Here is a 26,763-nt window from a genome sequence, read left to right as displayed (position 1 = left end):
CGTCGGCCTTGGTCAGATCTGTCGAACATGGCTCCTCTGGCCCCAGCTCGAGATCTTCGCCCCTCGAACGCTTGGGCAAATTCGCCAGTGGTATGGGTTTCCCGATCCGTCACTCAGCCGCGCAAGCGAGGCTTGCGTTCATTCGGGCCGGCCCTCGGAGCAACGGCGGCCCGCCCTCATTATTACGGCTCTGACGGCGTGCGTGGTCGTGGAGCTTCCGAAACGGACACGGCCAATAATGCTGCTTCGCATTCCCGCGAAGGGATCGCACCGCCAGCCCTCGGATGCCATTGGGATACCGCGCCCGCGCCATGCCCGCCGGGCACAGCCCCTGCATCGCAAGCTGCGTCACGCGCAAACCCACCCCCGCTGTGCCGCTGAGCCCGGTCCCGCCAGCGCGCCGCCGAAGGCGGCGCCCGGCCCAACGGGATGAACCGCCGCAGGCGGTGAAGACGGGCGGGAGCTCCCCGGCCCCTGACGTGCCGGCATGTCCGCGGGGGCAGCAACAGGATCCGGTGCGCGCGCAGGATCACCCACGCAACCCTCGGCTCCTGGCCGCGGCGACAAACCTCGCAGGCACACCGAACCCGCCCGTTGGACACGCTGGCCTCCGAAAACACCGCGGTCCCACGCGCATCGTCAGGGCCGACCCGCCCTGCACCGCAGACACCCGAACGCAGCTCGCCCCCTCCGCCCGCCCGTGCCAGCAGCCTCAACGGCAGCCCGAGGGAGGCGGCCGCGCAAAGCCTCGTGCCGAAGCTGTTCCAGTCACCCGGCGCGGCCCCTTGCCCGGCACTGACGGAGGACTCCTGCCTCCCGGGCAGCCGCGCGGCAATGGCTTGCACGGAAGCGCGGAACGGGCGTCTGGCGTTGATGGCTGAACCCGTCGCCTGCGGGGGGAAGACGGGTCATTTGTGCCAATCCATGGCACACCCGATTAGAACCCGTCGCCTGCGCGGGGAAGACGCGGGCAGCTGTGGCAGCACGCGGCCTTGCCGTCGGCGCCCCGCATTCCCGCTCCGTGAATATTCTGTGGCTTGGCCCCTGCGGACTGCCCTCACCTTCCTCGGGTCGTTGTGGGGCCGACATGTCCTCGCGGAAGCGGGAGGCCGCCCGGCCACAGCACATCGCCGTGATCAACGGTGCAATTTCAACCCTCTAAGCTGAACTGCCCGCGCCGGCGGGTGCTGTCGAACACCGCGGCTCGCGCGGGCGCGAACCGCCTCCTTGCCGGGATCAGGTCTCGGGCAGGCGCAGCAGCCGTGCGCCGCCCTCGTCGATCTCGCGCGCGGTGGTGATCAGCTTGACGTTCAGCTCGAACTCGCGCTGGAGTTCAAGCGACAGGACAAGCTCTTCCACCGCATTGACATTGCTCGATTCCAGATAGCCCTGCTGCACGCGCCCGCGCTGGTCGGGGGGCGGAAGCGGCCCCTCGGCCGGGCGGATGCGCCCGTCGGGCCCCTTGCGCAGCAGCAGCCCCTCGGGGTCCACGGTGGCCAGCGTCGCGGCAAGCTCGATCTGGCCTGGCTGGCCCTCTTGCGGTTCGATCCAGATCTGGCCCAGTTCGTTGATCTGGATCGCCCGCCAGGCATCAACGGTAATCGGTTGCAGCTCCACGTCCAGCAACGCGTCGCCCGCGCCGTTGCGCAGCACACCCTCGGCATCGCGCGACAGATCGCCCCGACGGGTCAGGGCCAGGCCGCCCCCGCCCGTGGGCTGGACATAGAAATACCCGCGGTCCGCCAGCGCCACATCGGCAGGCTCGCCGGTTTCGACCAGCGGACCGGCAAGGTCCGAGAACAGGTGCGGGCCACGTTCCAGCGGGAAGGCGCGGGCCGAGATCTCGTCGAACTGCGCCATGAAGCGGCTGCCGCCTTCGTTCGGCAGATCGCGGCGAAACCCGGGGACGTTCTGGTTGGCAAGGTTCTGCGCCGTGATGGTGCGGCTGTCGCGCAGATTGTGCAGCGCGCTCAGCGCGGTGTGGATCATCCGGTCCATGACGCCTCCGGTCGGTTGAACGGCCCGCAACAGGACGGCTGCGGGCCGATGGGGTCAGGGCCGGCGCCTGGCGCGGGCCCTTGGCTCGGGGTCGCGCGGCGGATCAGCCGCGGATGTTGATGATGGTCTGGGTCAGGGTCGTCGTGGTTTCGATCGCCTTGGCCGAGGCCTGGAAGTTGCGTTGCGCGGTGATCAGGTTCACCAGCTCCTCGGTGATGTCCACGTTCGACCGTTCAAGCGAACCGGACAGGATGTTGCCCAACCCCTCGCCCCCGGCTTCGCCCACCTGCGGCGCCCCGGACGAGGCCGTTGCCACATAGGTCGCATTGCCGATCTGCTTGAGCCCGTTCTGGTTGTTGAACGTCGCCAGCACCACCTTGCCCAGCGGCTTGTTCTGGCCGTTGGTATAGGAGGCGCGGATCACCCCCGAGGCGTCGATCTCGATCCCGTCCAGCCGGCCCGAGGCAAAACCGTCCTGCTGAAGTGTCAGCACCGAGAAGGGCTGCGCGAACTGGGTGGAGCCGGAAAAGTCGATGTCAAGCGACAGCGACACGCCCGAACCGAACTGGTCATAGCGCACGCTGGTCGAGGGGCTGAGCAGCCGGCCGGCGCGGTCGAAGGTCAGTTCCCCCTCGTCGATGTACAGCGGGAAATAACCGCTGACCAGGTTGTCGGGCGGCGTGGTCACCACCTTGCCCGAGGCATCGACATAAAGCGGCAGCCCCTCGGGCGAGGTCGCCTGCACCAGATTGAAGATCTGCGGGACAGACCCCACCCCCAGCGCGACATCGTCTAGGCCGAACCGGGCGGCACCACGGACGCGGATGATCGAATTGTCACCGGTGGTGCCGGTGGTGAATTCGAAGCTGTTGCTGTCGGGCAGATAGCGCACCTTGACCCCGCCCACGGTGCGCCCGGTAAGCGGATCCTCGATCTGGTTGATCCTTTCCTCAAGCGCCGCGGCCAGGGACGAGCCGACATAGGAGCCCGGCGGCAGTTCGATCACCCCCGAAATCCCGTTGACCGAGATCGAGAAGCGGTTCTCGCCGCCCAGTTCGCTCAGCCGGAACACCTGGTTCAGGGGCACCAGCGCCGTGCCACCGCGCACCGTCGCGGGCTGCGCCGCAAGCCCGCGCCCGGCCTCGAAGCCCACGCTGCTTTTCGACAGGCCAAAACCCATCAGGTGGTTGTCGCCGAAGCCGAGCGTCCGGGCGCTGCGGTCGAAGCTCTCGTTGGGATCGACCGATCCATCGGCCAGGATCGTGCGCCGCCCCACCTGGATGTTCGAGGCCGACTGCGCCGCACGCACCCCGACTGCGCCATTGGCAGCGATGGATTCGCCGGTGGTGCCGCTGGCGATACTGAAGTTGCGGGTATCGCTGTTATAGGTCACCCGGATGCCATAGCGGCGGTCATTGGGCTGGATGTCGCCGCCCTGTGCCACGAAGGGCCGGGTGGACAGCACCTCTTCCCCGCGGATCTGCACCTGCTGGCGGTCATTGCCCCCCGGAATGCCCAGGTTGTTGACCGACAGCGCCTCGGGATAGCCGAACACCGAGAAGGAATGGAAGTTGCTGGGCGAGCCTTCGCCAAGGCTGCCGCGTTCCACCGAGAACTGGAACCGCTGGTTCACATGATCGTAATTGGCCCGGATCGGCGGGTTGCGTTCATCGACCCACATCACCTTGCTGGACAGCGCCGCCGCGCCACCGGCAGACTGAAGCCCCAGCGCCTGCAGCGCCACGTCCCCGCCCAGCAGCGCGCCGGTCACGGTGAACACGGGCGGCGCGCCGTCGAAATAGCCGACCGACCGGGTTGCCGCCGCACCCTTTTCCCGCAACACGATGCGTTCGCTGCCCAGGATCCCGAGCCCCCCATCGGCGCCCGCGCCTTCGAAGAAGGCCTCGACCTCTTCCGAGGCGCCCGACAGGATGCTGATCGCACCGTTCGCGGCCAGGCTGAAGGGCGTATCGGGCATGCCCAGCTGGGTCGTGTCCACGCGCAGTCGCTTGTAGGGGGCGCCGTCGGCATCGACGAGATCCACCACCTCGAACACGCGCAGTTCGCGCCCGTTCAGATGGGTTGCGGCAAGATCGCTTGCAAAGGTGCCCGCGAGGCGGATCGTGGGGCTGGAGCCCATGTCGAAATCGGCCGGGACGTTTATGGTCAGCGTGTTCTGGCCCGGATCATAGGTGACTGCATTGCCGGCGCCGGCGGCCGAAAGGGCGGTGCGGTTGTCATAGACCGACAGCGTCGGACGATTTGCGAAGGTGGAATAGACGAGATGCTTCGGTTGCGACGCCCAGACACCATCGCGCTGCTGGGCGTAATCGAAGGAAATCACCTCGGTGCTGCGATAGACCTGGCCCATCCGCTCGCCCGCGGCGCGGGTGAACAGCCGCTGCCCCACGCCGAGCCCTTCGGCAAGCGGTGCCGAGATCGCGCCGCTGGAATCGAAGATATAGTCGTTCAGCCCGTTGACGATCGTGGCCTGCATATGCGCCAGGAACTCGTCGCGGCGGAAATTCGGGCCGGGCACGTCAAGGTTGATGCCCAGTTGCTCGCTCACGAAACTGGGGCGCAGCAGATCCAGGGTCAACTTGGGCTGAAGCCCGATCGTCGTGCCGTCGCTGTTCAGCCGGAACAGGTCGATCGTCATCCGGTCATCGACATTCTTGACCACGCGGATCTTGCGGTCGTCGCCATAGGCTTCGTTGATCGCGCGTTCGACCTCGGCCGCCAGCTGGGCGGCCGTGTACTTGCCCGGACGGATGTTGACCGACACCGGCTGATCGCCATCATCCACATTGACCATCAGGAAGTCGCGGCCCCAGTAGACGTTGCTTTCTGCATTGCCGGAATCGCGGGTGGCGTGGAACATCAGCGGATCCGTGACGATCTCGACCAGTCGGTCGCCTTCGGGGCCGAAGTCGAAGAAGCTGGTGGCGCCCGTCATCCGCGCAGGCTGCGACGGCACCTTGGAACGCAGGTCGTCCAGCTTGTAGAGCGGCGAGGCGCGGCCATCGAGATAATAGTTGTCATCGGGCACCTGGCTGGTCTGGTTGCCGAAGCGGTCGATGAAGATCTGGCGGCCACGCTGGTCCACGGCCTTGACCAGGTTCGGTTCGACCACCGTGCCGTTGATCACCAGCTTGGTGTCGAACTTGCTTGTCGGATCCTGCGCCGAGGCCAGCTGGGTCTTGATGAAATAGACCGTTGCGATGGTCGGGTTGCCCAGATCGTCAAAGATGGTGATCGAGGTCGAATTGGTGAAGGTGCGCGGATCGGCGGGATCGAAGGCGCGGGTGGGCGGCACCGCATCCTGCGCCCCAAGCGCGGTTGACCCGGCCGGAAGGTTCACCCCCAGCTCGATCCGGCTGGTGGCCTTGGGATCGCCCGAGGATACCGGCAGTTGCAGCGGCACGGCGCTGATCAGGTCGCGCGCGGTGACCGATCCGTCCTGGTTGACCGGATAGACAAGCAGGTGCTGGCCGGTGCTGTCCACCACATAGCGGTTGTTGTCCACGCTGAACGACCCGTTGCGCGTGAAGACCGTCTGCGAGGACCCGAGCGAGGGTTTGAGCGCGAAGAAGCCCTGCCCCGAGATGGCAAGGTCAAGCACATTGAGCGAGGAGGCGATGTTGCCTTGCGTGAACTGCTGGCGGATCCCCTTGAGGATTGCGCCCGATCCGATCGCCGAGGCCGAGCTTTGCAGCGGCGAGGTGGCGAAGATATCGCCGAACTCGGCCCGGCTGCGCTTGAATCCGGTGGTGCCGACGTTGGCGATGTTGTTCGAGGTGGCCGACAGATCGGCCTGTGCGCCGTTCAGCCCCGTAAGTGCGGTATAGAATGACATGGCTTGTCCCTTTGCTGTCTGCCGCGCCGCTTCAGCGGATCGTGGTCACGCTGCCCGTGCGCACCGGGCCGAAATCTTCTACGGTCAGGGTCATTTCCTGTTCGCCGCCCGTGCCCCCCCCGCGCGAGGCGGACAGAACGCGCGCAAAGACCTGCGGGCTCAGCGTCTCGATCCCGGTTCCGGTCAGCGCGGCAATATCCACCTGCACCGGCATCCGGGTCATCGCCACGGCCGGCGGCACGTTCACCCAGGAAAAGCCCATCATCCCGGCCTGCTGCGGGCCAAGATCGTCGTAATGCAACACCTGCCCGTTGGTGGCGTCGGAATAGATCACCCGCAGGTTCGACACGGTCTGCGGCAGGTCCACCGCGCCGTGGATTTCGCCCATGTCATCGGCGCGGGTGATGTTGCCCGGCACCAGAACCGACTGGCCAAGGAAGTTCGCGGCCGTGGCGATGCGGAACTGCTTCATCTCGTCCGAGATGCTGCTGAGCGTCTGGTTCAGCTGGGTGATGCCCGACACGGTGGAAAACTGCGCCATCTGGCCGATGAACTCGCCGTTCTCCATCGGGGCGAAGGGATCCTGGTTCTGCAACTGGACGGTCATCAGCTTCAGGAAATCCTCCTGCCCAAGGCTGTCGCGGCCCGATCCACCGCTGGACTGGGCCCGGCTGAGGCCCAGCCGGTCGAAAAGGGCCTGCTGTGCGGCGGTGGCATTTGCGTCAATCGAGGACATCTGGCTCTCCGGATCTGGCGGTTCTGGGTGGGGCCTACTGGCCCATGCTGACGGTGCGCGACATCAGCGTGCGCAGGGTCGAGACCACCTCGAGGATGTTCTGATACTGGCGGCTGCTTTCGACCATCTCCACCAGCTCTTCGTCCACATCCACCGCGGCGCGGTAGACATAGCCATCCGGATCGGCATCGGGATGGTCGGGCATCAGCACCCGTTCGGGTTCGCGGTCCAGCGCGACCACATCGGCCACATTGACCGTGGACAGGCCGCGTCCGGCGCCCATCTGGCGGGCATACTCCGTCTCGAACACCGGGCGGATCGCGCGATAGGCTTCCTCGGGGGTGCCGGCGGCGCTGCGAGCGTTGGCAAGGTTCGATGCAACGGCATTCAGCCGCACCTGCTGCGCCGACAACGCGCGCGAGGCCACATCGAAAACCGACTGGATCGCGGTCATCATTCCCCCTTTATGGCTGACATGAGGCCGGAGATCCGGCGGTTGAGAAATCCGAGGCTGGTTTGATACCGCAGGACGTTCTCGGAGAACTGCATCTGCTCTACCCCCATGTCCACGGTGTTGCCGTCCAGCGCGGGCGTCACCGGATCGCGATAGGCCAGCCCGCGCGGATTGATGCTGCCCCGCGTGCTGAAATGGTTGGTGCTGGTGGTGGTCATCGGCCCCGGGCCGCCCGCCACCCGCCGCAGTTCGGCGGCGAAGTCGATGTCGCGGGCCTTGAAATTGGGCGTTGCCGCATTGGCGATGTTCGAGGCAAGGATGTCGTTGCGCCTGGCCCGCAACTGCAGGGCCTGGGCATGCACCCCAAGCGTCGTGGCAAAGGCTTTCATACGATCCTCCATCCCGGAAAAAAGTTGCGCAAGGCGCCGTGGCTGGATCGGTTTTTGCAAGTCCGGTGCCAAGTCCCCCGGCGGGACCACGGATTGGAGAGAAAATGCAGGACGAGACCGCCGCCGCACCCCAGGGCACCCCGAGCGCCGCGCCCCTGGACGACCGGCTTCCCCCCGAAATCACCGCCTATCGCGACGGCGTGCTTGAACGCTTTGCGGGCCTTGCCCCGGGCGAGGCGGCGCGTGCCATCGCGACGCTGCTGAAGGCCGAAACGAATGAAGGCCATCGCACGGCCCTGCTGCTGGCCCGGATCGCGGTGCTTCGGCGCCGGATCACCGCGATTGCCACGGACAGCTTCGATCCGGCCGCCGAGCTTGCCGAACCCGATCCGGCCCCTGCCCCGGCGCAGGCTTCTGCCCCCGAACCCGCAGCGCGGGCGGAACCCGCCTTTCGCCCGGTCGATTCCGAGGAACCCGATGTCCGCGCGAACTGGAAGCGTGTGCGGCTGACCCGCGCCGGCGAGGTGAACGGCGTGCGTTTTCCTGAAGGTGCCGTGATCGAGGTACAGGCCGAAAGCGCGGAATGGCTGATCGGTGCCGGTGCGGCGGTGCTTGTCGAAGACGCGCCCCCCGAAGCCCCGCCGCCCGCCGAACCGCCCGCGAAGACCCCCAAGCCGCGTGCCAAGCGCGCGCCCAAGCTGAAAGCCTGAGCCGGTGCCCGCGTTCCTGCCCTTGGTCCTGCTGCTGGCGCTGCCTGCGCTTGCGGCCTCTTGCCCGCTGCTGACACGGGTCGATCGGGAAAGCTATGATTGTCCCGGCGCTGCGGGTCAGCCAGGCTTCACGCTGGTCTTGCCCCGGCTGCGTCAGGGCGCCGAGGCACGGTTCGTCCCCGAAGGTGGCGCGGAGCATATCCTGACGCTGCGCGCGCTCAGCGATACCCATCTGGACGTCGCAGGCGCGGGCATGAGCCTCTCGGTCCACCGCGGCGATGGCCGCATCGCCATCCTCAGCGGCAGCACGCTGCGCAGCCACGACTGCCGCAAGGCCAGGTTTCGCATGTAGCTGCCCGTCACCCGGCACGGTTCTTGCCCTGTCAGCCCAACCCGTTACGCATGAGGCCCGCCATGTTCTCCATCGTCCGCACCGGACTCGCTGCGGCGACCCAGGAAATCGCCGTCCTGTCCGACAATATCGCCAATGCGCGCACCACCGGCTACAAGCGCCAGATGGCCCGGTTCGAGGATGTCTATTCCCATCCCGCGGCCGAAAGCCAGCCGCCCTATCGCGGCCGTGGCGCGCTGGTCGCAGAACCGCGCCGCAGCCATACGCAAGGCGGGATCGTCACCTCGGCCGTCGAGACTGATCTGGCGATCATCGGCAATGGCATGCTGGTGCTTGCGCCGCCGCCGGGACAGGAGACGCCGGTCTATACCCGCAACGGTGCCCTTCGGCTGGCGCCGGACGGAACCCTGACCGGGATGGACGGGCTTGCCGTTCTCTCGGCCGCGCTGCAACCCATCGTGATTCCGCCCGAACTGCGTGATGCCGCCGGTGAAGGCGGCCGGCTGTCCGCGCTGGAAATCGGCGCCGACGGCACCATCATGGGCCGCTACGGGATCAACACGGTCGCCCGCCTCGGCCAGATCGGCCTTGCGCGGTTCGAGGATGAAAGCCAGCTTCGGCGCCTGGGCGGCACCCTTTATGGCGAAACCCCCGGCGCGGCCGGCCCCAGGATCGGGGCACCGGGCGATGAAGGCTTCGGCTATCTCGTCGCCGGCGCAACCGAGGCTGCGAATGTCGACATGACCAGCGAACTCACCTCGCTGATCCGGGCACAGCAGGCCTTCGGAAGCAGCGCGCGGCTGCTTCAGACCGTGGCGGAAATGGACAAGCGCCTGATCGACCGCTGAAACTCGCCGCCCGGAAGCCCGCGCCTGCGCACGATTCAGCAGATTGAGCGCGACGCCAGTGCGGCGTGCAGCAACCGAGATGCTGGCCCGGTCGTCCAGGGTCAAGGCCACCTGCAACGCGGTTCATGCCCAGCAAAGGCCGCGAACCATTGCACCCGCCCAACGCGCCCCCAGCGCATCCCGAGCCAGGACCGGGGGTTCAGAACAGCTCGCCCAAGGCGCCTTGCAGCGCATCCCGCAGCCTATCCACTGCCGCCTTCTTGATCTGAGACACCCGTCCGGTGGTCACGCCAAGGACCGCCGCGATCTCGTAGACATTCAGTTCCTCGACATAGTAAAGCTGCAGGACCATCGCCTCGCGCTCGGGCAAGGTGGCAAGGGCTGCGCGCAGGGCGGCGGCGGTCTCGCTGCGGCCGAGCGCGTCCTCCGGGGTGCCGCCCGCGGCCTCGAAGGCCGGTGACTGGTCGGAATAGACCGCATCAAGGGACTGGGTGCTGTTGGCTTCGAAGGCCTGCGCCCAGCGGCTGTACTCCTCGGGGTCAAGCTCCAGCTCGGCGGCGATCTCGACATTGGTGGGGATGCGCTGCAACCGCTGCTCCAGCCGCCGCTGGGCCGCAACTGCGCGCTGGTGCATCGCGATGGTGGTGCGGCAGAGGTTCGAATTGCGGCGCAGGTGATCGATGATCGCGCCGCGAATGCGGATCGCGGCATAGCTGGCAAAACTCACCCCGTCCCTGCGCACATAGCGGTGACTGGCATCGACCAGTCCGATGTAACCTGCCTGCAGCAGGTCGTCGATTTCGGCGGCATGGCCTACGCGCCCATGGATATGCCACGCCACGCGGCGCACCAGTTCCATATGCCGGGTGACCAGCGCTTCGGGATCAAGCCGGCCTTCGGGATAGTGTCCGGGTCTCATCGCGCGCCCTCGCCTCAGGTTCCGACCGGGTGACGCAGCCGGGCGTCCTGAAAGAACCGCAGCCCGGACAGATCGTTGGCCGGCCCCCGCAACAGCGCCTGACCGGCCCGCGACAGGGCCAGGGCCTCGGGGCCTGCGGGGTGGCTTTGCACCACCGGCGTGCGGGCGATGACCGACCGCCGCAACTGCGCCGAAAAAGGCAGATGCCCGGCAAAGCTGAGTTCCACGTCCAGAAACCGCGCGACGATGGCGCGAAAGCGGTCGAACTGCGCCTGCGCCTCGGCGCCGTTGCGCGCCATGTTGACAAGGATCGAGAAGCGCCGCAGCCCGCGTTCCTGCGCGGCCGCCTTGATCAGCGCATAGCCGTCCATGAAGCTGGTCGGTTCGCCCACGATCACCACCAGCACGCGGTCAGAGGCGGCCATGAACCCCAGCGTGCCGTCGCCGGCGCCGGCCGGCGCATCGACGATCAGCAGGTCAATCTGCCCCGAAAGGCCGTCCATGGCCCGGATCGCCTGAGCCTGCGCCAGCGCATCGAGATTGCGCATCTCGGTCGCGCCGGCCCCGCCCGCGATCAGCCGCACGCCGCCACGTGTCGCGACCATCGCCTCTTCGATGCTGCAGGCGCCGCTCAGGACCTCGCGCATCGACAGGCTGGTGTCGCAGCCCATCAGGATATGGGCATTGGCCAGCCCGAAATCCGCATCCAGCAGCGCCACCCGCCGCCCCTGCCGCGCAAGCGTCAGCGCAAGGTTCACCGCGACGCAGGTCTTGCCGACGCCGCCCTTGCCGCTTGCGATGGTGATCGACTCGATCATGGTGTTTCCTGTCCTTCCGTGCGGCGCGGTCATGCTGCCGGCAGCCATTGGGCGATGTGCTGAACGAGAACGGCGCGGGTGATGGGCACAAGCGCCTGCGCCAGCCCCTCGCCCGCGGCCATCCAGCCCAGCGGGACCTGAAGTTCGGCGATGGCCGAGAGTTCATTGGCGGTGATGTCGCATTCATCCAGCCGGGTCAGGACCAGTGTCGGATCAAGCCCGGCATAGGCCGTGCAAGTGGTGGTCACGAGATGCCGGCTCGCCCCGCCCGGAAGCGCGATCAGCAGCTGAAGCGCGCCGGGCGGCATCACCGCCAGAAGCCGTTCGACCAGCCGTCGGGCAAGTTCGGGGTTGGATGGCAGATCGACGATCGCCGGACCTTCGCCGATACCGGCGACGGCCGGCGGATGGGCAATATCCCAGCGCCGCACCGGCAGGCCCAGCATCCGCGCCCAGATCCGCAACCGCTCGCCCGCCCCCAGCGCGGCCGGTGCAATCTCGACCAGGCGCGGGGTGATGCCGCTGGTTGCGAGATGGGCCGCCAGCCGGGCCGCCAGCATCGACTTGCCGCTGCCCGAGGGGCCGGCGACAAGGATCACCCTTGCGCGGGTCAGGTCCTGCACCTCGGGCGGGGCGAGACGGGCTGCCACGGCCTCGACAAAGGCGGTGCGGCCGGTGGCGGCGTCGGGGGCGGCCTCGAATGTGATGCGCAGCTCGGCGATCAGGCGCGGGGAAAATCCTGCCCGCCCCAGCAGCAGCGCGACCGGATGGCTCGAGGTATCCACCGCCGCGCCCGCCCCGGCCATCACCCCGACCTGCATGCTTTCGATCAGGCCGCGCAGGGTTCCCTCAAGCGCCTGAAGCCCCGCCTCGGTCGGAGGGGCGCCGGCGGGTGCGGATGCGGCGCGTTCGGGTCCGGTGCTTTCGGGGGGGCGCGGGGGCGCCGCGGCGATGCGCGCGGCCTCGCGCGCGGCCGAAAGGGCGGCCATTGGCGCGGCGGGTTCCGCCCCGGCTCCGGGGGTGCTGCGGGGCGGCAACGGCTGCCGGCCAGCGAGCGGCGACAGCACCGGTTCCGCGCGTTCGGCATGGGCGGCCAGCAGCGCGCCAAAGTTCCGCCGGGCGGCCGAGACCGGGCGCGATGTCTGCGGGATCGGATCGTTCGTGGCGCAGATCTCGATCTGGCCATCGCGCTGGGTGGTGGACAGGATGAAGGCGTCGGGGCCAAGTTCCTTCATCACCATTTCCATGGCGAGCGCGGAATCCGGGGCAAGGACGGTCAGCGATGGCATGTCTTACCTCATGACATTTCGGGCTGTGCAAGGGCCTCGGCCCCGCCCAGGGTGGCGATGATCTCGACGCGGCGCGCCTCGGGCAGTTCGGTCACCGCCAGCACGATCGCATCCGGCAGATGGACGCGCAGGAAATCGGCAAAGACGCGGCGGATCTGCGGCGCCACCACGACCAGCGCCTGACGGCCCTCGGCGGCCAGACGTTCGGTCGCACCATTGAGCCCCTGCACCAGCATCTCGGCCAGCGAAGCGTCCAGCATCAGCCCGCCCTCGCCGCCCTGCCGGGCCATGCGCAGGATCAGCTGTTCCAGATCGGGGGCCAGCGTCACCACCGGCAACGGCTGGTTCAAGGGCACGACCTGCTGGATCAGCAGCGGCACAAGCCCCGGGCGCAGCGCCTCGGCCATGTCGGTGATGCCGAGGTTCCGGCCCGACATCGCCGACATCCCTTCCAGGATCCGGCGCAGATCGCTGATCGGGATGCGTTCGGCCAGAAGGGCGCGCAGCACCGCCGTCAGCACATGCAGCGGCACCAGCTTGGGCACCACCGATTGCACGAGGCTGGGGCTCACGCGGCCAAGATTGTCGAGAAGCGCCTGAACATCGTCCTGGCCCAGCAGCTCGGCCGCGTTCTTGTAAAGGATCTGGCTGAGATGGGTGGCAATGACCGAATCCGGCTCGACCACCACATGATCGTCGGCCTCGGCTTCGGCCTGCTGGTGCGGCAGGATCCAGATCGCGTCCAGGCCAAAGCTGGGGTCCTTGACCTCGATCCCCTTCAGCCGCAGTGCCGATCCCGCCCCCGGGATGGCCAGCTTGCGGTCAGGGTGGATCTCGTCCTCGCCCTGAATGGTCTGGCCGATACGGATGCGGTATTGCCGCGCCCCCAGCGCCAGATCGTCGCGGATCCGGACGGCGGGGATCACGAAGCCGAGGCTGCGCGACACGTCGCGCCGGATGCCGGTGATGCGCTTGACCAGCGGCCCGCCCGCCTCGGTATCCACCAGATCGATCAGCCCATAGCCAAGCTGGACCGAAATGGCGGAATAATCGGTGACATCCTCGGCGGTGATCGCCTCTTGCGCGCCGTCCGGACCTGTTTCGCCCGCGGCCGCGGGGCCCTCGGCCGGGCCGGGATCGGCGCCCTCGCGCCCGCGCGCGGCCCATGCGGCGAAACCGGCCAGGGCGGCGCTGCCCAGAAACAGCGCATTCGGCATGCCCGGCACGAAGCCGAGGATCATCATCACCCCCGCCACCGGCAACCAGGCGCGCGAGAGATTCACCTGCCGCGCGATATGTTCGGCCATGTCATGCGTCGAGGATACCCGCGTCACGATGATTGCGGTGGCAATGGACAGCAGCAGCGACGGGATCTGCGCCACCAGCCCGTCCCCGATCGACAGGAGCACATAGGTTTCGGCGGCGGCCAGCATCGACATCCGGTGCTGCGCCACGCCGATGATCAGCCCGCCGATGATGTTGACCGCAAGGATCAGGATGCCGGCGACCGCATCGCCCTTGACGAATTTCGAGGCACCGTCCATCGCGCCATAGAAGTCGGCCTCGCTGGCCACTTCGGCGCGGCGGCGCGTCGCTTCCTCGGGCGTCAGGATGCCGGCGTTCAGATCGGCGTCGATCGCCATCTGCTTGCCGGGCATGGCGTCCAGCGTGAAGCGCGCCGAAACCTCGGACACCCGGCCCGCGCCCTTGGTGATCACCACGAGGTTGATGATGACCAGGATCGCAAAGACAAAGATCCCGACGGCAAAGTTGCCTGCGATCACGAATTCGCCGAAGGCCTGGATGACCTTGCCGGCCGCGTCCGGGCCGGTGTGGCCCTCGCTCAGCACGACGCGGGTCGAGGCGACGTTCAGCGCCAGCCGCAGGACCGTTGCGATCAGCAGCAGCGTCGGAAAGCTGGAGAAATCAAGCGGCCGGTAACTGTGCATCGCCACCATCAGCACCAGCAGCGACAACAGGATGTTGAGCACGAAGAAACTGTCGAGCAGGAACACCGGCAGCGGCAGAACCATCATCGCCACGATGACCAGAATGCCCAGCGGCAGGACGATCCCGCCCGCTGTCTGCCGCAGCAAGCCCAGCGTGCCGCGCCCGCCCGTCAGTTCCATGACAGCCGCCCGGCGTCGGAAAGCCGACGCGACGCCGCACCCGGACAAGGGGTGTTGTGCTGTTCCTGAAGGCTTGGGGCCCTGTTCATCTGCCGCGGCTCCTGGCTGCGATTGGCGTTCAGGGACGGGAATGCAACTGCCGTACCAACTGCGGACGAGAGAGGCGCGGGCACGGCTGGCACGGAACCTGCACATCGCGGGCAATCCCCGCCGCGCCCGCCGCAGCCCCGCCAGATGAGGAACCATGCCCGTGCCCCGATTTTCCCTGACCCCCCTGTCGCTGTTCCTGGCGCTGCCGCTTGTGGCGGCCTGTTCCGCCAGCCCGCCCGCCCCGCAGCAGGCCACCGATTTCCTGCCGGCCGATCACAGCCCGCGCACCCGGACGCTGGCCGAGGTCAAGGACATGAACGACATGCTGGATGCCCAGACCGCCCCCAGCCGCCCGCAGACCATTGCAAGCCTTCCGCCGATGCCCGGTGCCGAAGGGATGACGCTGGTGCAGGCCTCACCGGGGGCCATCACCGGGCTCGGCTTTGCAGTGGTTTCCTCGCAGCCCGGGCAGGGGCTGAACCAGAAGCGGCTGATGGCGATCAAGGCCGCACGGATGGAGGCGATGCGCGACCTGACCGAGCAGATCCACGGGCTTCGGATCGACGGCTATCTGACGCTGCAACAGGCCATGGTCCGTGACGACCGGCTGACAGCCGCCGTTTCCGGCTCGATCCGGGGCGCGCGCACGGTGCGCATCACCCCGAAGGGCGCCGACAGCTATGAGGTGCTGCTGGAGCTTGATCAGGACACGATCGGCTATCTGATCAATCTGGCGCGCGGTCATGCCTGAGGCCCTGGTTCCGGCCGCGCGGGCGGCCCGTCTGCCCCTGCCCGCAAGGGGCGGCCTGCCGTGGTGCAAGGCGCGCCGACAGGTCTTTCTGGTGCTTCTGTGGCTGGTGCTTGGCACCGTCCCCAGCCTTCTGCCGACCCTGGCGCAGGCCGAAGCCCGGCTGGTCGAGGCGACAGGCCGCGCCGTGATCGAGGGCGGCGCCGGGATGGATGCCGCGCGGCGCCGTGCGCTTGAAGATGCCTTGCTTGCAGCGGCCCTGCAGGGCGGCGCCGAAGTGCGCGGCCATACCATCACCAATCAGTCGGTAATCACCAGCGACACCACGCTTGTGCGCCCGGCGGCGCAAGTTCTTGACTATGGCATTATGGCCGAGGGCCAGAGCGGGCCGTTCTGGCAGGTCACGGTGCGCGCGCTGATCGGCCCGCCGCCACAGGCCGGCTGCAGCGCGCGCCGTCATCTTCAGATCACCGCCTATCAGCCGCAGCTGCGCATGGATCCGCAGGTTCCCGCCTGGGGGATCGAGGTGGCCGGCGCCGTGACGGATCAGCTTCTGGCAGCCCTTGATCGCCACCCGGCGGTCAGCCTGCGCCGCGCCACGGGCACGCCCTTGCCGGACGCCGGACGCACCGCGCCGGGATTCGACTACACCGCCCTGACCCGCGGCAGCACCGCCCCCGCGCCCGGCGATCTGGCCTTCGTGCCGGTCTTCACGCTGACGCTTGCTGCCGGAGGAAACAGCCTTTCCGGGGCGCGTGTGGTCCTCGACACCGATCTGCAACTGCGCGCCGGCGGGACAACCCTGGCGGCGCAACAGGTGCTGCGCAGTGAAACGCGGCTTCCGCCGCATCTGCCCCTGCGGTCGGCCAGCGTTCTGGCAGGTCAGACACGGCTGCAGATGGCGGCCGAACTTGCGCAGGGCGTGGACCGACAGCTTGTTGCCCTGGTGGATCAGCTGCTCTGCCAACCGATGACGGCGCAACTGACGCTGGCCGGCGGCCGGCTGACCGTGCCGCTGGGCCGCCGCCACGGGCTGACACCGCAAAGCCTGGCCTTCACCCGCGGCGAGGATACGCCCTGGAACATCCTCGAGATCGTGCAGCTGGGCGACGCATCCGCCGAACTGCGTCCGATTGATCGCAACCGTCCGCTGAACAGCCTTGCCGGGCGAACGATCCAGTTCATGGCAGCGGCGCGATGACCGGCGCACAGTGGCGAGTGTCGCTTGTAACGGCGGCTCTGCTGGTCTTTGCCACGAGCGGCGCAGCCGCCATCACCGGCGCGGAAATGGCGGCCCATGTCCAGCAGGCGCTTGCCGCCCAGGGCCAGGCACGCAGCGTCACCCTTGCCGCCTCGCGGCGCTTCTTTCCCTGCGATCACCCGCCCGAAGTCACTGCCCTTTACGGCTGGGACACGGTGCAGGTGCGCTGCACCAGCCCCCGCGCTTGGGATGTGGCATTGCGCACCGTTCCGGCTCTTGCGCCTGTGCCACCCGCGACCGCCCCCGATACCGCGCCCGGCACCATGGGCCCGCAGGGGCTGCGCCTGCGCCACGGGCTGCGTCAGGGCGCGGTGCTTGCCCCCGAGGACCTGGAGCTTGCCCCCCTCGCCCCCGGCAGCACCGTGGATTTCACCGATCCCGCCGCCGTCGCAGGACGGCGGCTGGCCGTGTCGCTGAACGCGGGTGCGCCGCTTCTGGCACGGCATCTGGAACGTGTGTGGCTGGTCGAACAGGGCCATCCGGTGGTGATCGAAAGCCGGGCCGGCCCGTTCGTTGCCCAGAGTGCCGGCACTGCGCTGATGCGCGGACAGCGCGGCGATGTGATCCGCGTTCTGAATACCCAAAGCAACCGCGAAATCCGCGCCATCGTCATCGCCGATAAAAAAGTCCGCGCGCACCCTAACATGAACTGAATCCCTGTCGTTGTCGGCTGCGAAGGAGAATTGTCATGGTTGATCCGCTACTGTCTGGGGTTCAGACGATCCGGACCCCCCGCGCCCAGGAAGATGTCCTGCGGGTGCCAGAGCAAACGCTGCCGCCGGCAGGGCCGGCTGCGGTTACCGCCACGGATACCGTGGAAATGAGCCCCTTCGCTCCGCGCCAGAGCCTCGCGCAGATCCCGCGCGACCCGCCCGTCGATCTCGAGGCGGTATCGCGCATCCGCGAGGCGATCGCGGCGGGCAACTACCCGCTCGACCTTGACCGCATCACCGAGCGGTTGATGGAAAGCTTTCTCGACATGACCTCGTGAGGCCGGGCATGACCGACGGCGCCCACGACCCGCTTGCCGGAATTGCGGCCCATGTCGCCGAGGCACGCGCCGCCCTTGACGCGCCCGATGCGTTGCAGGCGCTTGCCACCGCCTTGCTGGACCGGATCGCCGAGGATCTGCCGGCGGCGCTTGCCTCGCCGCATCTGGATCCGGGGCGGATCGAGGACCTGGCGCGGGACTTGCAAGAGCTGGAGCAGCACGTTCGCAGCCGCGCCGGAGAAATGCCTTGATGACTGTCCTTTCGTCCCAGATCCTTGCCGCGCTTGTGTCGCAGGCAGTGCCGCTGGGCGCGCTTGCGCTGTTTGCGATCGGCCTGTGGCTGGCCGCGCGCCATCTGGCCTCGGCATTGCGCCTGCAGTCGGATCAGCTTGCCCGCCTTTCGGGAACCGTGGACGGGCTGCGGCGCGACAGCGAACAGCAGGGCGCGGAAATCCTTGCGCTGCGGCTGCGGATCGATGCGCTTCAGGCGCGTGCGGCCAGCGGGACCGCTGCCCAGGAAGCCGCACTTCACGCCCTGTGCCGCGAGATCGAGACAATCCAGACCCATCTGAGCGGTCAGGACGACGAGCGTGCGCTTGGCCGCGCGATCGAACTGGCGCGCAGCGGCCTCGACGCCGCGGCCATCGCCCGTGAAACCGGCCTGATGCGCAGCGAGATCGAGATCATCACCCTGGGGCACCGCCCGCGCCGGATCGACGGTGGCGTGGCACAGCCGAACTGACCGGGTCCGGCCCGAAGGGCGCCTGATCGCAGCGGCGTCCCCAGCGGCCTTCCGCAGCGCCCGACACCCGCACAAGTTGCCCGATGATCCTCGGGCGCCTGCACCGGGCGCTGTTGCGGCCCCTGACGAGGGCCGCCGGAGGCCCCGCGACACCGGATCTCTCCTGCGCAACGCGCGCCAGAACGCCAGGGGCACCGCAGGCCAGCAACAGGATCATGCGAAGGCCGCCTTCCCCACACGAGCGGCAATAGCGCGCCTTGGCCAAGGCCGTGTTGCCAAAAGGGGCTTTGACGCTGACAGCATTCGGAACAGGACGGAGGCGCCGGATGTGCTCGCCCCGATTCCGGCGCGCAGATCACACAAGATACGGGTCGGGGGGATCATTCACTCCAGTCGTTGCGCAAGCTGGTGGCGCGCGGTTTCGACACGCTCGGGAACGCGCGCCGGGTCGCGACCCGTTACGTCAACACCGCCGAAAGCTTTCTGGCTTCATAGACATCACGTCCATCCACCTCTGGCGGCGCCTAGTCGTCGGTCATGAACCCGTCCCCGGCCGGCGCCAGGGGCTCCGCGGGGTTCCGGAAGGGTGCGGCTGCGTAGATCTGCACCGCCTGGTCCTGAGCCGCCAGAAGCGTATCGGGCGCCAGCTGCGCGCCGATGCGTGCAAGCGCCGTGGCACTGCCCGGGAGATCAAGCGCATGGGCGATCGAGAACCAGACATAGGCAGCCTCAAGATCAGGCTCGACAAGAACCTCGGCCAGCACCCGCCCGTAGGGCATGATCGCCGCACGTTCGCCCGCCCTGGCCCGCCCCCCGATATCCGCAGCAAGCGCCAGGCCCAGCTCGGCCTGAACATCGGGCGGGACAACCGGCATCAGCCTGCGCACCAGCGCTTCGGCCTCCGGATAGCCCGAGACCTGCGCGTGCCGGGCCCAGTAAAGCGCCTGCCGGAAGTTGCGCGGCACGCCCTTGCCGGCCCAATGCATCAAGGCCAGCAGATATTGCGCTTCCGCATCCCCTGCCCGTGCAACCTGTTCAAAGCCCGCAAGCGCGGCAGGATAATCGCGCGCCTCGAACGCCGCTGCGGCGTGGATGAACGGGTCGGTGCCGAGGCCCCCGGCCCCGGGCGCAAGCGCTCCTCCCGGCCCCGCGCCGGCGGCCCCGGCTGTCGACAACAGCGCGACCGGCAGCAGCACCCGCCGCAAGGCATGCAGGCCGCTCATTTTCCCGCCAGCATGACAAGTTGCAGATACAGAACCCGCACCCGGAACCGGCTGCCGGGATGCTGTTCGTAGACGATGATCTTGGGGCGGTCGGCCACCGTCTTGGTATATTCGATCGAGATCGAGTCCGGCAGATGAACGCCGTGGCGTCGCAGGGTCAGCTTGGGATCGGCGGCGAAATCGGCAAGGAACTGCGGGTCGATCCAGATCCGTGCCAGCGCCCGTCCCAGAATGTCGGGCAGGTATTTCTGCACGGCGGCGCGGTCATCAAGATGGACCTGTCCCTGAACCAGCTCGACCTCGGCACCCGGCGGGGTGGTGTCATGCGTCACCGGTGCCGGAGGCGGGCCGCTCCGAACAGGCACGAGCGCGCGCGCGTCACCTCTGGCCATGCGTCACTTCCTCCGACATGCTGAACCGCCTCTTGCCTCTGGCCCCGCTAACGGTATCGGCACCGGAAAGAGATGTTTTAGCCCGGCCGACCGGAAATCTGTTCCCATATCGCCGCGCCCCGCGCGAGATGGCCCATCCCTTTGCAACGCCACCCATCCCGATGCGCCGGCGCCCGCGGATCGACCTGCCGTGCCCGGGCCGGTATTCTGCCGATATCGCCAGGATGGGGAATGCCATGGTCGTCGCAAGCGCCACCCAGAACAGCCTCGCCTTTACCGGAGCCCTTCTGGGCGTCACGATGGGATTTGCCGGGCTTCACCTCGCCCTTCCCGATCCGGCCGAACGCCTTGCGGCCCTGCGCCCCGCGCCGGCGGTCGATCTGCCTGACGCACCGGTGCTGCCCGCCCAGCACCCGGCTGTCTATGTCGCCTGGCCCGAAGCGATCACCGTCACGCGGGCGGCGGGTTCCTTCCTGCGGATCGAGATCGCGATGGAGCTGCGCCTGCCATCACACGAGGCGGGGCTTCTGGAACAGGTCTTGCGTGACAGCGAGGCGGAACTGCGCCCCTTCAGCGTCAGCGCCGTGCAGGACCATCTTTCGGCGCAGCCGGAGCAGGATCTTCAGGCCCTGCGCGGCACGCTGCCCCAGATCATCCGCACCGCCCTCAACGAAGAGCTTGCCCGGCGCGGGCTTGACCAGCAGATTCACGCGGTGATCCTGACCGGCTTTGTCGCGACCTGACCACATGGCACGGATCCTGCTTTGGCAGGATATCAGCGTCAGGAGAATGACATGCACCTGCCCAAGACCGGACCCGCCCTTGCCGCCTCGGGGCGCGAAAGCGACGCGGGGCGCCAGCCCTACATCATCATCACCCACTGCGACAGCGCGGGGGCGCCGCTTCGGCGCCAGCAGTTGCCCCTGGGCAGTTACCTGGAGGGTGGCCGCGCCCTAGCGCGGATCGTCCCGGGCATCCGACCGCTGCGCAAGCTCCGCTGAGAGCGAACGGCGCCAGTGCCACCAGCGCCAGGCGAAGCCGGCGCAGCCCGCGATCATCATCGCCCCGGCGACATGCGCCGGACGCAGCCCCTCGAGCGGTGCGAACAAGCCGGGCCGCAGGAGCATTACCAGAAGCAGCAGCGCCGCGGCCACCAGAAAGCCGCGGATGAACTGGCAGCGGGCACAGGGCGCACGGCGTGCCGTCGGGCCCTGCGGCTCCGGCTCTCGGGGTGGATCGGGGGCACGCGGGGGCGTGGTCATGGCGCCACCTGCGGCCCCCTGGTCGCAGCATCGGCCCCCAGATAGGCGCGACGTGCCCGACCGCCACTGCGCCGCTGGCGCAACAATCCGTTCCGCAGGTCATCCGCCTGCGCCTGATCCCGGGCCAGTTCCGCCGCTGCTTCCGCCACCACCGGACGCAGCGCGTCGCGTTGCGGCCCGGGCGCGATGCCGGCAAGCTCGGCGATCAGGGCGCGGCGGCGTGATTCCGTCAGGGCCAGCGCCTCGGCGTCCTCGGCGCGAAAAGCCCCGCGTGACGCTGCGGCCAGGGCGGCGAAAAGCGCCGCAACGCTGTCGGGCGTCATGCGATCTGATCCCAGGCGTCGCGGATCGCGGCGATCGTGTCCACGGTGACGGCAAGCTCTGCCTCGGGTTCGCGGCGAAACAGCCGTGTCACCTGCAGGCGGCAGTATTCATAGACCCGGAACAGCTGCGCTGCGATATCGCCGCCACGTTCGAAATCGAGCGAGCTTTGCAGGATGTAGATCGCCGTGAAGGCGCGCGTCAGATGGCGTTCGGGCAGAACCCCGCCCGCGCTGCGCGCCGCCGCAAGAACGCGCAGCGACTTTTCCAGCTCGCGCAGCGTCACGCCGATGATCTCATGCGGGTCAGACAGTTCGCTTGCCCCGGCAAGTTCGGAGCGTCGGTAAAGGCTGCGGGCGTTGATATGGCTCATGTCTGCTCTCCGGTCCCGGGGCTGGCCCCCTTTCCACAGGTAACGGCGTGGCGCCGGAACTGTTTAGCCCGGCCCCGGCGGATCGGCGTTTCGGCGCAAGGCGTCTCCCTGATGGTGCAACGCGTCGGTGGTGGCGGAAAGAACCGTCTGCGTCGCAGCGAGAAGCCCGGGAAGGTCGGCGCTGGCGCCGTCGCGGGCTGCACGCTCGACCGCGCCAAGGCAGCTTTGCAGCCGGGCCGCGCCGATCATGGCCGCCGATCCGGCAAGACGATGCGCCCGCGAGGCCAGATCGGCATGCGCCGCCGCCTCGCACAGCGCAAGGAGGCGCGGCAATTCGGCCGCTGCTTCCTCGCTGAAGCGCAGCACGAAGCCGGCCCATCGTTCCGCCCCGAGCAGGGAACAGGCCTCCTCGGCGACGTCGGCATCCAGAAGGGGCCGGTCTGCGGCGAGGGCAAGAACCACGCGGGCCGCGGCTTCCGCCGCGTTGTCGGCATCAGAATCCGGCCGCGGATTGCTGCGCGCCCCGGCGGGCCTGCGCCGCTTGCGTGCCGCTGCGGCCGCGGCCTTGCGGTTCCCGGCCGTGGCGGTTCCGGTGCCGGATCGGGCGGTGGTTCCCTCGCCTGGCGGGGTGCCGGTCCGACCGGTCATGACCCGTTCGATCGCGCCGTCGATCGCCGCGCCCGAGATGGGCTTGATGACCACATCGCTCATGCCATTGGCCAGAAAGCGCCTCAGCTCATCCGGAGAGGCATGGGCCGTGACCCCGATGATCGGCGTGTCCTGCGAAGCACCCCCCTGCAGGATGCGCTCGGTCGCGGCGATGCCATCCATCACCGGCATGCTGATATCCATCAGGATCAGATCGAACCGTTCGGCATGCGCGCGTTCGGCCGCGGCCAGACCGTCGGGAACCTCGGTGATCCGGTGGTTGCGGGCCAGCAGCAGTTCGCGCAGCACGAAACGGTTGATCTCGTTGTCCTCGGCAACGAGGATGCTGAGGCCGGTGACCGCGGCGGCGGGCGGCGGCGGGCGGACCGGCTCAGGCGCAGCCTGAATCGCGGCGGGCGCGGTGGCATTGGCGGTGGCGGGCGCCTCTTGTGGGGGATCCGCGCGGGGAAAGCGCACCGCCAGCGTGAACTTGCTGCCCAGCCCAAGCCGGCTTTCGACCGTGATCGTTCCGCCCATTGCATCCGAGGCCATTCGCGCGATCCCGAGCCCCAGCCCGGTTCCGGCCGCCGCCCGTGCATAGGTCGCATCCAGCGTTTCGAAATTGTTGAAGATGCGGTCCAGATTTTCAGGGGCGATGCCGATGCCGGTGTCGAAGACCTCCAGAAGCAGGCCGACATCATGGTCCGTTTCGTCGATCACCTTCAGCGAGACCCCCACCTTGCCGTTTTCGGTGAACTTCACCGCATTGCCGATCAGGTTGTAGGCGACGCGCTGGAACTGCTGGCGCAGACCCAGGACATGCAGGGGCATGCCGGGTGGAAAATCGGTCAGGATCCGGTTCCCGCGCGATCGGGCCACGGCCCGGTTCTGTTCCACGATCTCGTCGAGGACCTGGGCCGGAGCAAAGACGGAGCTGAGCGGCGGACGGCTGTCGGTGGCCTCGAGCCGTGTCAGTTCGAGCACGTTGTTGACCTGCTCGAGCGCGATCTGCGAGCAGTTGCGCGCCACGTCCAGCAGCCGGCGCTGGTGTTCGCCCGCGTCGAGAGACGATTCCAGAAGCTCGAGCGAGGCGATCAGCCCGTTCAGGGGCGTCCGCATCTCGTGGCTCATCACGGCAAGGAAGCGCGACTTGGCCTGTTCGCCCTTCAGGGCGGCATTGCGCGCCTCGCGCAGCGACGCCTCGTAACGCACCTGCTCCTCGATGTCGCGCACGAAGGTGATGAAGATCGGCTGCCCGCCAAGGCCCGCGGCCCGCGTCAGGGCAACTTCGGCGGTGAAGCTCTCGCCGTTGCGCCGACGCGCGGTGATGACCATCCGCGCCCCATCCACCAGCCGCGACTGCCCTTCGCGAAGGTAGGTCTTGAGCTCTTCGCGCAGGGTCCGGTATTCCTCCTCGGAAACCAGCGCCCGGACCAGATCGGACCCCAGCGCCTCGGCGCGGCTGTAGCCGAAGATGCGCTCGGCCACGCCGTTGAACTCCAGCACCCGGGCCGTGTCGTCGATGACCACCACACCATCAAGCGCCGCGTCGATCGTGGCGCGCAGGTTGGCGGCGATGCGCTCGGTCAGGCCCGCGCGCTGGTTCAGCGCCCGGTAAAGACGGACAAGATAGACCGCGACAAAGGACAGCAGCAGAAACAGGATCGTCGCACTGACCGCAAAGCTGCCAAGCTGGTCGCGCACCGCCACCCGCTGCGCTTCGGCGCGTTCGAGGATCGCCTGCAGCAGGCGCACCGCCGTCTCGCGGACATTCGCGGCCTCGGCCTCGAGCTCGGCCTCGATCGCCGGCAGGCGCTCGAGCAGCGCCTCGTCGGGGCCGTCGATCGCCGGCATCCACCCTTCCACGAGGTTCTGCAGGGCCTCTACCCGCGCCGCGTTGCGCGGATCGGTATCCAGAAAATCGCCGACGCGGCTGGTCTGCAGCAGATTGACCCGGCTGAACATGATGTCATAGGCTTGGCGGACGTCGGCCAGAGCCGGCCCCACCGCAGCGGGCGCGGCCGCAACGGTGGCATTAGCCGTCTTGGCGGCAACCAGAAGGTTCAGATAATCGACCTGCAGCTGCGAGATCACCCAGGTGGAGTTGTCCGACTGCGCTTCGCGTGCCCGCTCAAGCTGTTCGTCGATCTTGTTGAAGGTCAGCAGCAATATTGCAAAGCCGCTGACCACGAAGAACCCGAGCGCGGCATAGCCGATCAGCCCGTGCCACGATCGCCGTCCCCAGCGCGCGGCGGTTTCATCCAGCACCCATCGCGGCACGTGCGCGCCCCCTTGCCTGAGTTCAGTCGTCCTGCACGGTCAGCCGGTGCAGCTGCCAGACACTGCGCGCATAGCTCGCGTCGCTGCGATGGGCGGGATCCGCATCATAGGGATAGACGATCCAGAGCGGCCCCTTGCGGCGAACGGGAAATTCCTCGCCGTCGATCAGATAGGCCACAACCGGGTAGGTTTCGCCGATTTCATCCACCGGAATCTCGACCGAATACTCATTCAGCGCCCGGGCCACCACGGTGCCGCCTTCGGCGCCGACATGGTCAAGAAGCGCCCGCAGGGGCACGCCGGTAAAGGTGCTGGTGCCTTCGGTCCAGAGGGTTCCCGTGGTGAAGGATTCGGCCGGAAGCGCGCGCAGCGCCGCCATGTCGAACAGCGCGAGATCGCCATCGGTCGTGTTCGCGATGGCTCCGTCGATCACCAGCACCGGCGCGCTCTCGGGCGAGGGCAGCGTCTCGGCCGCCAGAAGCGGGAAGGCCGGCGCCTGAACAAGAAACAGCAGTGCCGCAACCGGTGCCGCAAGAATCGGGCGAAGGCTGCCGGCTGTCAGGTGGGATGCAATCATCTGTGGTTCCCCGTTGGTGTGTCGCCTCGAACGAGAGGCAATCTATACGAAAGGCTGGACCCTGAGGCGCGCGCAAAAGTATGGATTGCCGCGCATAGGGATATGATCCGGACGCTTGCGGATCGCTGCGGTTCTACACCCTTTCCAGACCGGATGCCCCTCTTATAACGGATGTCGGCGCTCAATTAAGAGACGTCGCCGCCGTCGGTCGCTTCCGGCCGGACACGGGCCTGCATCGTCCGGATGGCCGCCGCAATCAGGAGTTTAGTCATGACCGCACAGCCCTTGCCGATGTCCATCCTGCTGGCGGATGATCATGAAATGGTGCTTGACGTCATGTCGCTGTATCTTGCGGGGCAGCCGGACATGACGGTCCAGACCGCGCGTGATCTGGAGGATGCGCTGGGACAGATCACGACGCACGGCCCCTATGACATGGTGCTTCTGGACTACCACATGCCGGGCATGAACGGCATGGAAGGGCTGCGCCGTGTCATCACCGCAAATGCGCCCGGCCCGGTTGCCATCCTGTCGGGAACCGCCACCCGGCGCATCGTGGACGAGGCGATGGCCGAAGGTGCGGCCGGGTTCGTGCCCAAGACGATGCCCGCGCGAACCCTGGCCAATGTGATCCGCTTCATCCAGTCGGGCGAGATCTATCTGCCGATGTCCTATCTGCGCGAGGACCTCCCGGAAAACGCCGGATCGACCACCGCCCTGTCCGCCAAGGAAAAGATCGTTCTGGGGCACCTCTGCGAGGGGAAGCAGAACAAGGAGATCGCCCTCATCCTTGGCCTGAGCGAGGTGACGATCAAGATGCATGTCAAGTCGATCTGCAAGAAGCTGGGCGCCAACAACCGCACGCATGCCGTTGTCATCGCACGCGATCTGGGCATGGGCTGACAGCCCGACCCGGCCCTTTGCGCAAGACCCATCCCAATGGGCCACCCGACCCGACTTCCGCTCGTGTTCTTTTCTTCCTGCCGGCTTTCTATGGTCAGAAGCCGTCTCAAAGTTCTGGTGCCGCATGCTCTCGAAAACCTATTACCTAAAATTCGCGACACTTTCAGAAGCCCAGGTGGCCGCTCCCTACATGATCGATGTGTTATCCTCGGCCATCGACGGGGCGACGATCCACAGCCTGAATGTCCTGATCAGCAAGGCCGGAGATGTCAGCATCAACGTCTTTTTCGGATCATCCGCCGGGCTGAAGCTGTTCGAGAAGAAGCACGGCAACTTTCTCAACGAACTCAAGAAGACATTCATGTTCAAGTCGACCGGGTTCGACGGGGTCTGCATCTACAGCTTCGAGAGCGAAGATGAAGAAACCGCGGCTGCCTGATATCGCGACGCTGCG

At 67.6% G+C, this 26,763-nt stretch carries 29 protein-coding genes; 13 read left to right on the top strand and 16 right to left on the bottom strand.

Going from position 1 to position 26,763, the window contains the following annotated elements; genetic code table 11:
- Nucleotides 1–1,236: 1,236 nt before the first annotated feature.
- From ACFQXB_RS05375 to flgB, 5 genes are all read right to left on the bottom strand, one after another.
- Complete coding sequence (locus tag ACFQXB_RS05375; protein ID WP_377400260.1) at nucleotides 1,237–1,998, bottom strand: flagellar basal body rod C-terminal domain-containing protein; 762 nt, start codon at nucleotides 1,996–1,998, stop codon at nucleotides 1,237–1,239.
- 103 nt (nucleotides 1,999–2,101) lie between these two features.
- The gene (locus ACFQXB_RS05370; RefSeq protein WP_377400257.1) at nucleotides 2,102–5,854 is read right to left on the bottom strand and encodes a flagellar hook-basal body complex protein; all 3,753 of its coding nucleotides are present in this window, start codon (nucleotides 5,852–5,854) and stop codon (nucleotides 2,102–2,104) included.
- Between the two features lie 31 nt (nucleotides 5,855–5,885).
- Nucleotides 5,886–6,590 carry a flagellar hook assembly protein FlgD gene (locus ACFQXB_RS05365; protein ID WP_377400255.1) on the bottom strand — a complete coding sequence of 235 codons (705 nt, stop codon included), beginning with the start codon at nucleotides 6,588–6,590 and terminating at the stop codon, nucleotides 5,886–5,888.
- A 34-nt stretch (nucleotides 6,591–6,624) separates the two neighbouring features.
- On the bottom strand, nucleotides 6,625–7,044 hold the full coding sequence (gene flgC / locus ACFQXB_RS05360) for a flagellar basal body rod protein FlgC (protein ID WP_377400252.1): 420 nt from the start codon (nucleotides 7,042–7,044) through the stop codon (nucleotides 6,625–6,627).
- The gene (gene flgB, locus ACFQXB_RS05355) at nucleotides 7,044–7,433 is read right to left on the bottom strand and encodes a flagellar basal body rod protein FlgB (protein ID WP_377400249.1); all 390 of its coding nucleotides are present in this window, start codon (nucleotides 7,431–7,433) and stop codon (nucleotides 7,044–7,046) included. The genes flgC and flgB overlap by 1 nt, the downstream gene beginning before the upstream one ends.
- Before the next feature lie 104 nt (nucleotides 7,434–7,537).
- Here flgB and ACFQXB_RS05350 point away from each other — a divergent pair, with 104 nt between their 5' ends.
- The 3 genes from ACFQXB_RS05350 to ACFQXB_RS05340 all read left to right on the top strand — a co-directional run bounded on the left by ACFQXB_RS05350 (nucleotide 7,538) and on the right by ACFQXB_RS05340 (nucleotide 9,343).
- Nucleotides 7,538–8,143, top strand: a complete 606-nt coding sequence (locus ACFQXB_RS05350) for a hypothetical protein (protein WP_377400247.1) — start codon at nucleotides 7,538–7,540, stop codon at nucleotides 8,141–8,143.
- A gap of 4 nt (nucleotides 8,144–8,147) precedes the next feature.
- Nucleotides 8,148–8,495: a hypothetical protein gene (locus ACFQXB_RS05345; RefSeq protein ID WP_377400244.1), complete on the top strand. Its 348-nt coding sequence runs from the start codon at nucleotides 8,148–8,150 to the stop codon at nucleotides 8,493–8,495.
- A 62-nt stretch (nucleotides 8,496–8,557) separates the two neighbouring features.
- A complete protein-coding gene (locus tag ACFQXB_RS05340) occupies nucleotides 8,558–9,343 on the top strand; it encodes a flagellar hook basal-body protein (RefSeq protein ID WP_377400241.1) in 786 nt (261 codons plus the stop codon).
- 199 nt (nucleotides 9,344–9,542) lie between these two features.
- On the opposite strand, the gene ACFQXB_RS05335 is transcribed toward ACFQXB_RS05340, so the two are convergent.
- From ACFQXB_RS05335 to flhA, 4 genes are read right to left on the bottom strand one after another with little or no spacing between them, the layout of a single operon-like run.
- A complete protein-coding gene (locus ACFQXB_RS05335; protein ID WP_377400238.1) occupies nucleotides 9,543–10,262 on the bottom strand; it encodes a sigma-70 family RNA polymerase sigma factor in 720 nt (239 codons plus the stop codon).
- A 14-nt stretch (nucleotides 10,263–10,276) separates the two neighbouring features.
- Nucleotides 10,277–11,080 carry a P-loop NTPase gene (locus ACFQXB_RS05330; RefSeq protein WP_377400235.1) on the bottom strand — a complete coding sequence of 268 codons (804 nt, stop codon included), beginning with the start codon at nucleotides 11,078–11,080 and terminating at the stop codon, nucleotides 10,277–10,279.
- A gap of 29 nt (nucleotides 11,081–11,109) precedes the next feature.
- Nucleotides 11,110–12,369: a hypothetical protein gene (locus tag ACFQXB_RS05325; protein ID WP_377400232.1), complete on the bottom strand. Its 1,260-nt coding sequence runs from the start codon at nucleotides 12,367–12,369 to the stop codon at nucleotides 11,110–11,112.
- Nucleotides 12,370–12,377: 8 nt separating this feature from the next.
- Nucleotides 12,378–14,498, bottom strand: coding sequence for a flagellar biosynthesis protein FlhA (gene flhA, locus ACFQXB_RS05320; protein WP_377400229.1), 2,121 nt, complete (start codon nucleotides 14,496–14,498; stop codon nucleotides 12,378–12,380).
- Nucleotides 14,499–14,742: 244 nt separating this feature from the next.
- On the opposite strand from flhA, the gene ACFQXB_RS05315 reads away from it, so the two are divergent.
- The 6 genes from ACFQXB_RS05315 to ACFQXB_RS05290 are packed head-to-tail and all read left to right on the top strand — an operon-like array spanning nucleotide 14,743 to nucleotide 18,330.
- Nucleotides 14,743–15,339, top strand: a complete 597-nt coding sequence (locus tag ACFQXB_RS05315; protein ID WP_377400227.1) for an LPP20 family lipoprotein — start codon at nucleotides 14,743–14,745, stop codon at nucleotides 15,337–15,339.
- Entirely contained in the window at nucleotides 15,332–16,537 is a 1,206-nt protein-coding gene (locus ACFQXB_RS05310; RefSeq protein WP_377400223.1) for a flagellar assembly protein T N-terminal domain-containing protein, read from the top strand. Before ACFQXB_RS05315 ends, ACFQXB_RS05310 begins: the two co-directional genes overlap by 8 nt.
- A complete protein-coding gene (gene flgA / locus ACFQXB_RS05305) occupies nucleotides 16,534–17,250 on the top strand; it encodes a flagellar basal body P-ring formation chaperone FlgA (RefSeq protein ID WP_377400221.1) in 717 nt (238 codons plus the stop codon). The genes ACFQXB_RS05310 and flgA overlap by 4 nt, the downstream gene beginning before the upstream one ends.
- Nucleotides 17,251–17,285: 35 nt before the next feature.
- Entirely contained in the window at nucleotides 17,286–17,588 is a 303-nt protein-coding gene (locus ACFQXB_RS05300) for a flagellar biosynthesis anti-sigma factor FlgM (RefSeq protein WP_377400218.1), read from the top strand.
- Nucleotides 17,589–17,596: 8 nt separating this feature from the next.
- Nucleotides 17,597–17,839: a hypothetical protein gene (locus ACFQXB_RS05295; protein WP_377400215.1), complete on the top strand. Its 243-nt coding sequence runs from the start codon at nucleotides 17,597–17,599 to the stop codon at nucleotides 17,837–17,839.
- Complete coding sequence (locus ACFQXB_RS05290; protein ID WP_377400212.1) at nucleotides 17,839–18,330, top strand: hypothetical protein; 492 nt, start codon at nucleotides 17,839–17,841, stop codon at nucleotides 18,328–18,330. Before ACFQXB_RS05295 ends, ACFQXB_RS05290 begins: the two co-directional genes overlap by 1 nt.
- 524 nt (nucleotides 18,331–18,854) lie before the next feature.
- On the opposite strand, the gene ACFQXB_RS05285 is transcribed toward ACFQXB_RS05290, so the two are convergent.
- Entirely contained in the window at nucleotides 18,855–19,553 is a 699-nt protein-coding gene (locus ACFQXB_RS05285) for a tetratricopeptide repeat protein (protein ID WP_377400209.1), read from the bottom strand.
- Nucleotides 19,550–19,945 (bottom strand): hypothetical protein, encoded by a 396-nt coding sequence (locus ACFQXB_RS05280; protein WP_377400206.1) that lies wholly within the window; start codon nucleotides 19,943–19,945, stop codon nucleotides 19,550–19,552. Before ACFQXB_RS05280 ends, ACFQXB_RS05285 begins: the two co-directional genes overlap by 4 nt.
- 236 nt (nucleotides 19,946–20,181) lie before the next feature.
- On the opposite strand from ACFQXB_RS05280, the gene ACFQXB_RS05275 reads away from it, so the two are divergent.
- Nucleotides 20,182–20,688 carry a flagellar basal body-associated FliL family protein gene (locus ACFQXB_RS05275; protein ID WP_377400203.1) on the top strand — a complete coding sequence of 169 codons (507 nt, stop codon included), beginning with the start codon at nucleotides 20,182–20,184 and terminating at the stop codon, nucleotides 20,686–20,688.
- Between the two features lie 51 nt (nucleotides 20,689–20,739).
- On the top strand, nucleotides 20,740–20,946 hold the full coding sequence (locus tag ACFQXB_RS05270; protein ID WP_377400200.1) for a hypothetical protein: 207 nt from the start codon (nucleotides 20,740–20,742) through the stop codon (nucleotides 20,944–20,946).
- Here the strand turns inward: ACFQXB_RS05270 and ACFQXB_RS05265 are convergent.
- The 5 genes from ACFQXB_RS05265 to ACFQXB_RS05245 all read right to left on the bottom strand — a co-directional run bounded on the left by ACFQXB_RS05265 (nucleotide 20,899) and on the right by ACFQXB_RS05245 (nucleotide 25,406).
- A complete protein-coding gene (locus tag ACFQXB_RS05265) occupies nucleotides 20,899–21,207 on the bottom strand; it encodes a hypothetical protein (RefSeq protein ID WP_377400197.1) in 309 nt (102 codons plus the stop codon). The two genes, ACFQXB_RS05270 and ACFQXB_RS05265, sit on opposite strands and share 48 nt — an antisense overlap.
- Complete coding sequence (locus tag ACFQXB_RS05260) at nucleotides 21,204–21,530, bottom strand: hypothetical protein (RefSeq protein ID WP_377400194.1); 327 nt, start codon at nucleotides 21,528–21,530, stop codon at nucleotides 21,204–21,206. Before ACFQXB_RS05260 ends, ACFQXB_RS05265 begins: the two co-directional genes overlap by 4 nt.
- Nucleotides 21,527–21,901, bottom strand: coding sequence for a flagellar protein FliS (locus ACFQXB_RS05255; protein ID WP_377400191.1), 375 nt, complete (start codon nucleotides 21,899–21,901; stop codon nucleotides 21,527–21,529). The genes ACFQXB_RS05260 and ACFQXB_RS05255 overlap by 4 nt, the downstream gene beginning before the upstream one ends.
- A gap of 63 nt (nucleotides 21,902–21,964) precedes the next feature.
- Nucleotides 21,965–24,829, bottom strand: coding sequence for a hybrid sensor histidine kinase/response regulator (locus ACFQXB_RS05250; RefSeq protein ID WP_377400188.1), 2,865 nt, complete (start codon nucleotides 24,827–24,829; stop codon nucleotides 21,965–21,967).
- A gap of 22 nt (nucleotides 24,830–24,851) precedes the next feature.
- On the bottom strand, nucleotides 24,852–25,406 hold the full coding sequence (locus ACFQXB_RS05245) for a molybdopterin-dependent oxidoreductase (RefSeq protein ID WP_377400185.1): 555 nt from the start codon (nucleotides 25,404–25,406) through the stop codon (nucleotides 24,852–24,854).
- A gap of 270 nt (nucleotides 25,407–25,676) precedes the next feature.
- On the opposite strand from ACFQXB_RS05245, the gene ACFQXB_RS05240 reads away from it, so the two are divergent.
- Nucleotides 25,677–26,309: a response regulator transcription factor gene (locus tag ACFQXB_RS05240; RefSeq protein ID WP_377400182.1), complete on the top strand. Its 633-nt coding sequence runs from the start codon at nucleotides 25,677–25,679 to the stop codon at nucleotides 26,307–26,309.
- 175 nt (nucleotides 26,310–26,484) lie between these two features.
- A complete protein-coding gene (locus ACFQXB_RS05235) occupies nucleotides 26,485–26,748 on the top strand; it encodes a hypothetical protein (RefSeq protein ID WP_377400179.1) in 264 nt (87 codons plus the stop codon).
- Nucleotides 26,749–26,763: the final 15 nt, after the last annotated feature.

Origin of the sequence: Halodurantibacterium daqingense (assembly GCF_042666235.1) — a bacterium.
In the GTDB taxonomy this organism is placed as follows: Bacteria; Pseudomonadota; Alphaproteobacteria; order Rhodobacterales; family Rhodobacteraceae; genus Halodurantibacterium; species Halodurantibacterium daqingensis.
Note: the sequence above shows the minus strand (reverse complement) of the source record. Positions and strands in the feature narration are given on the sequence as shown.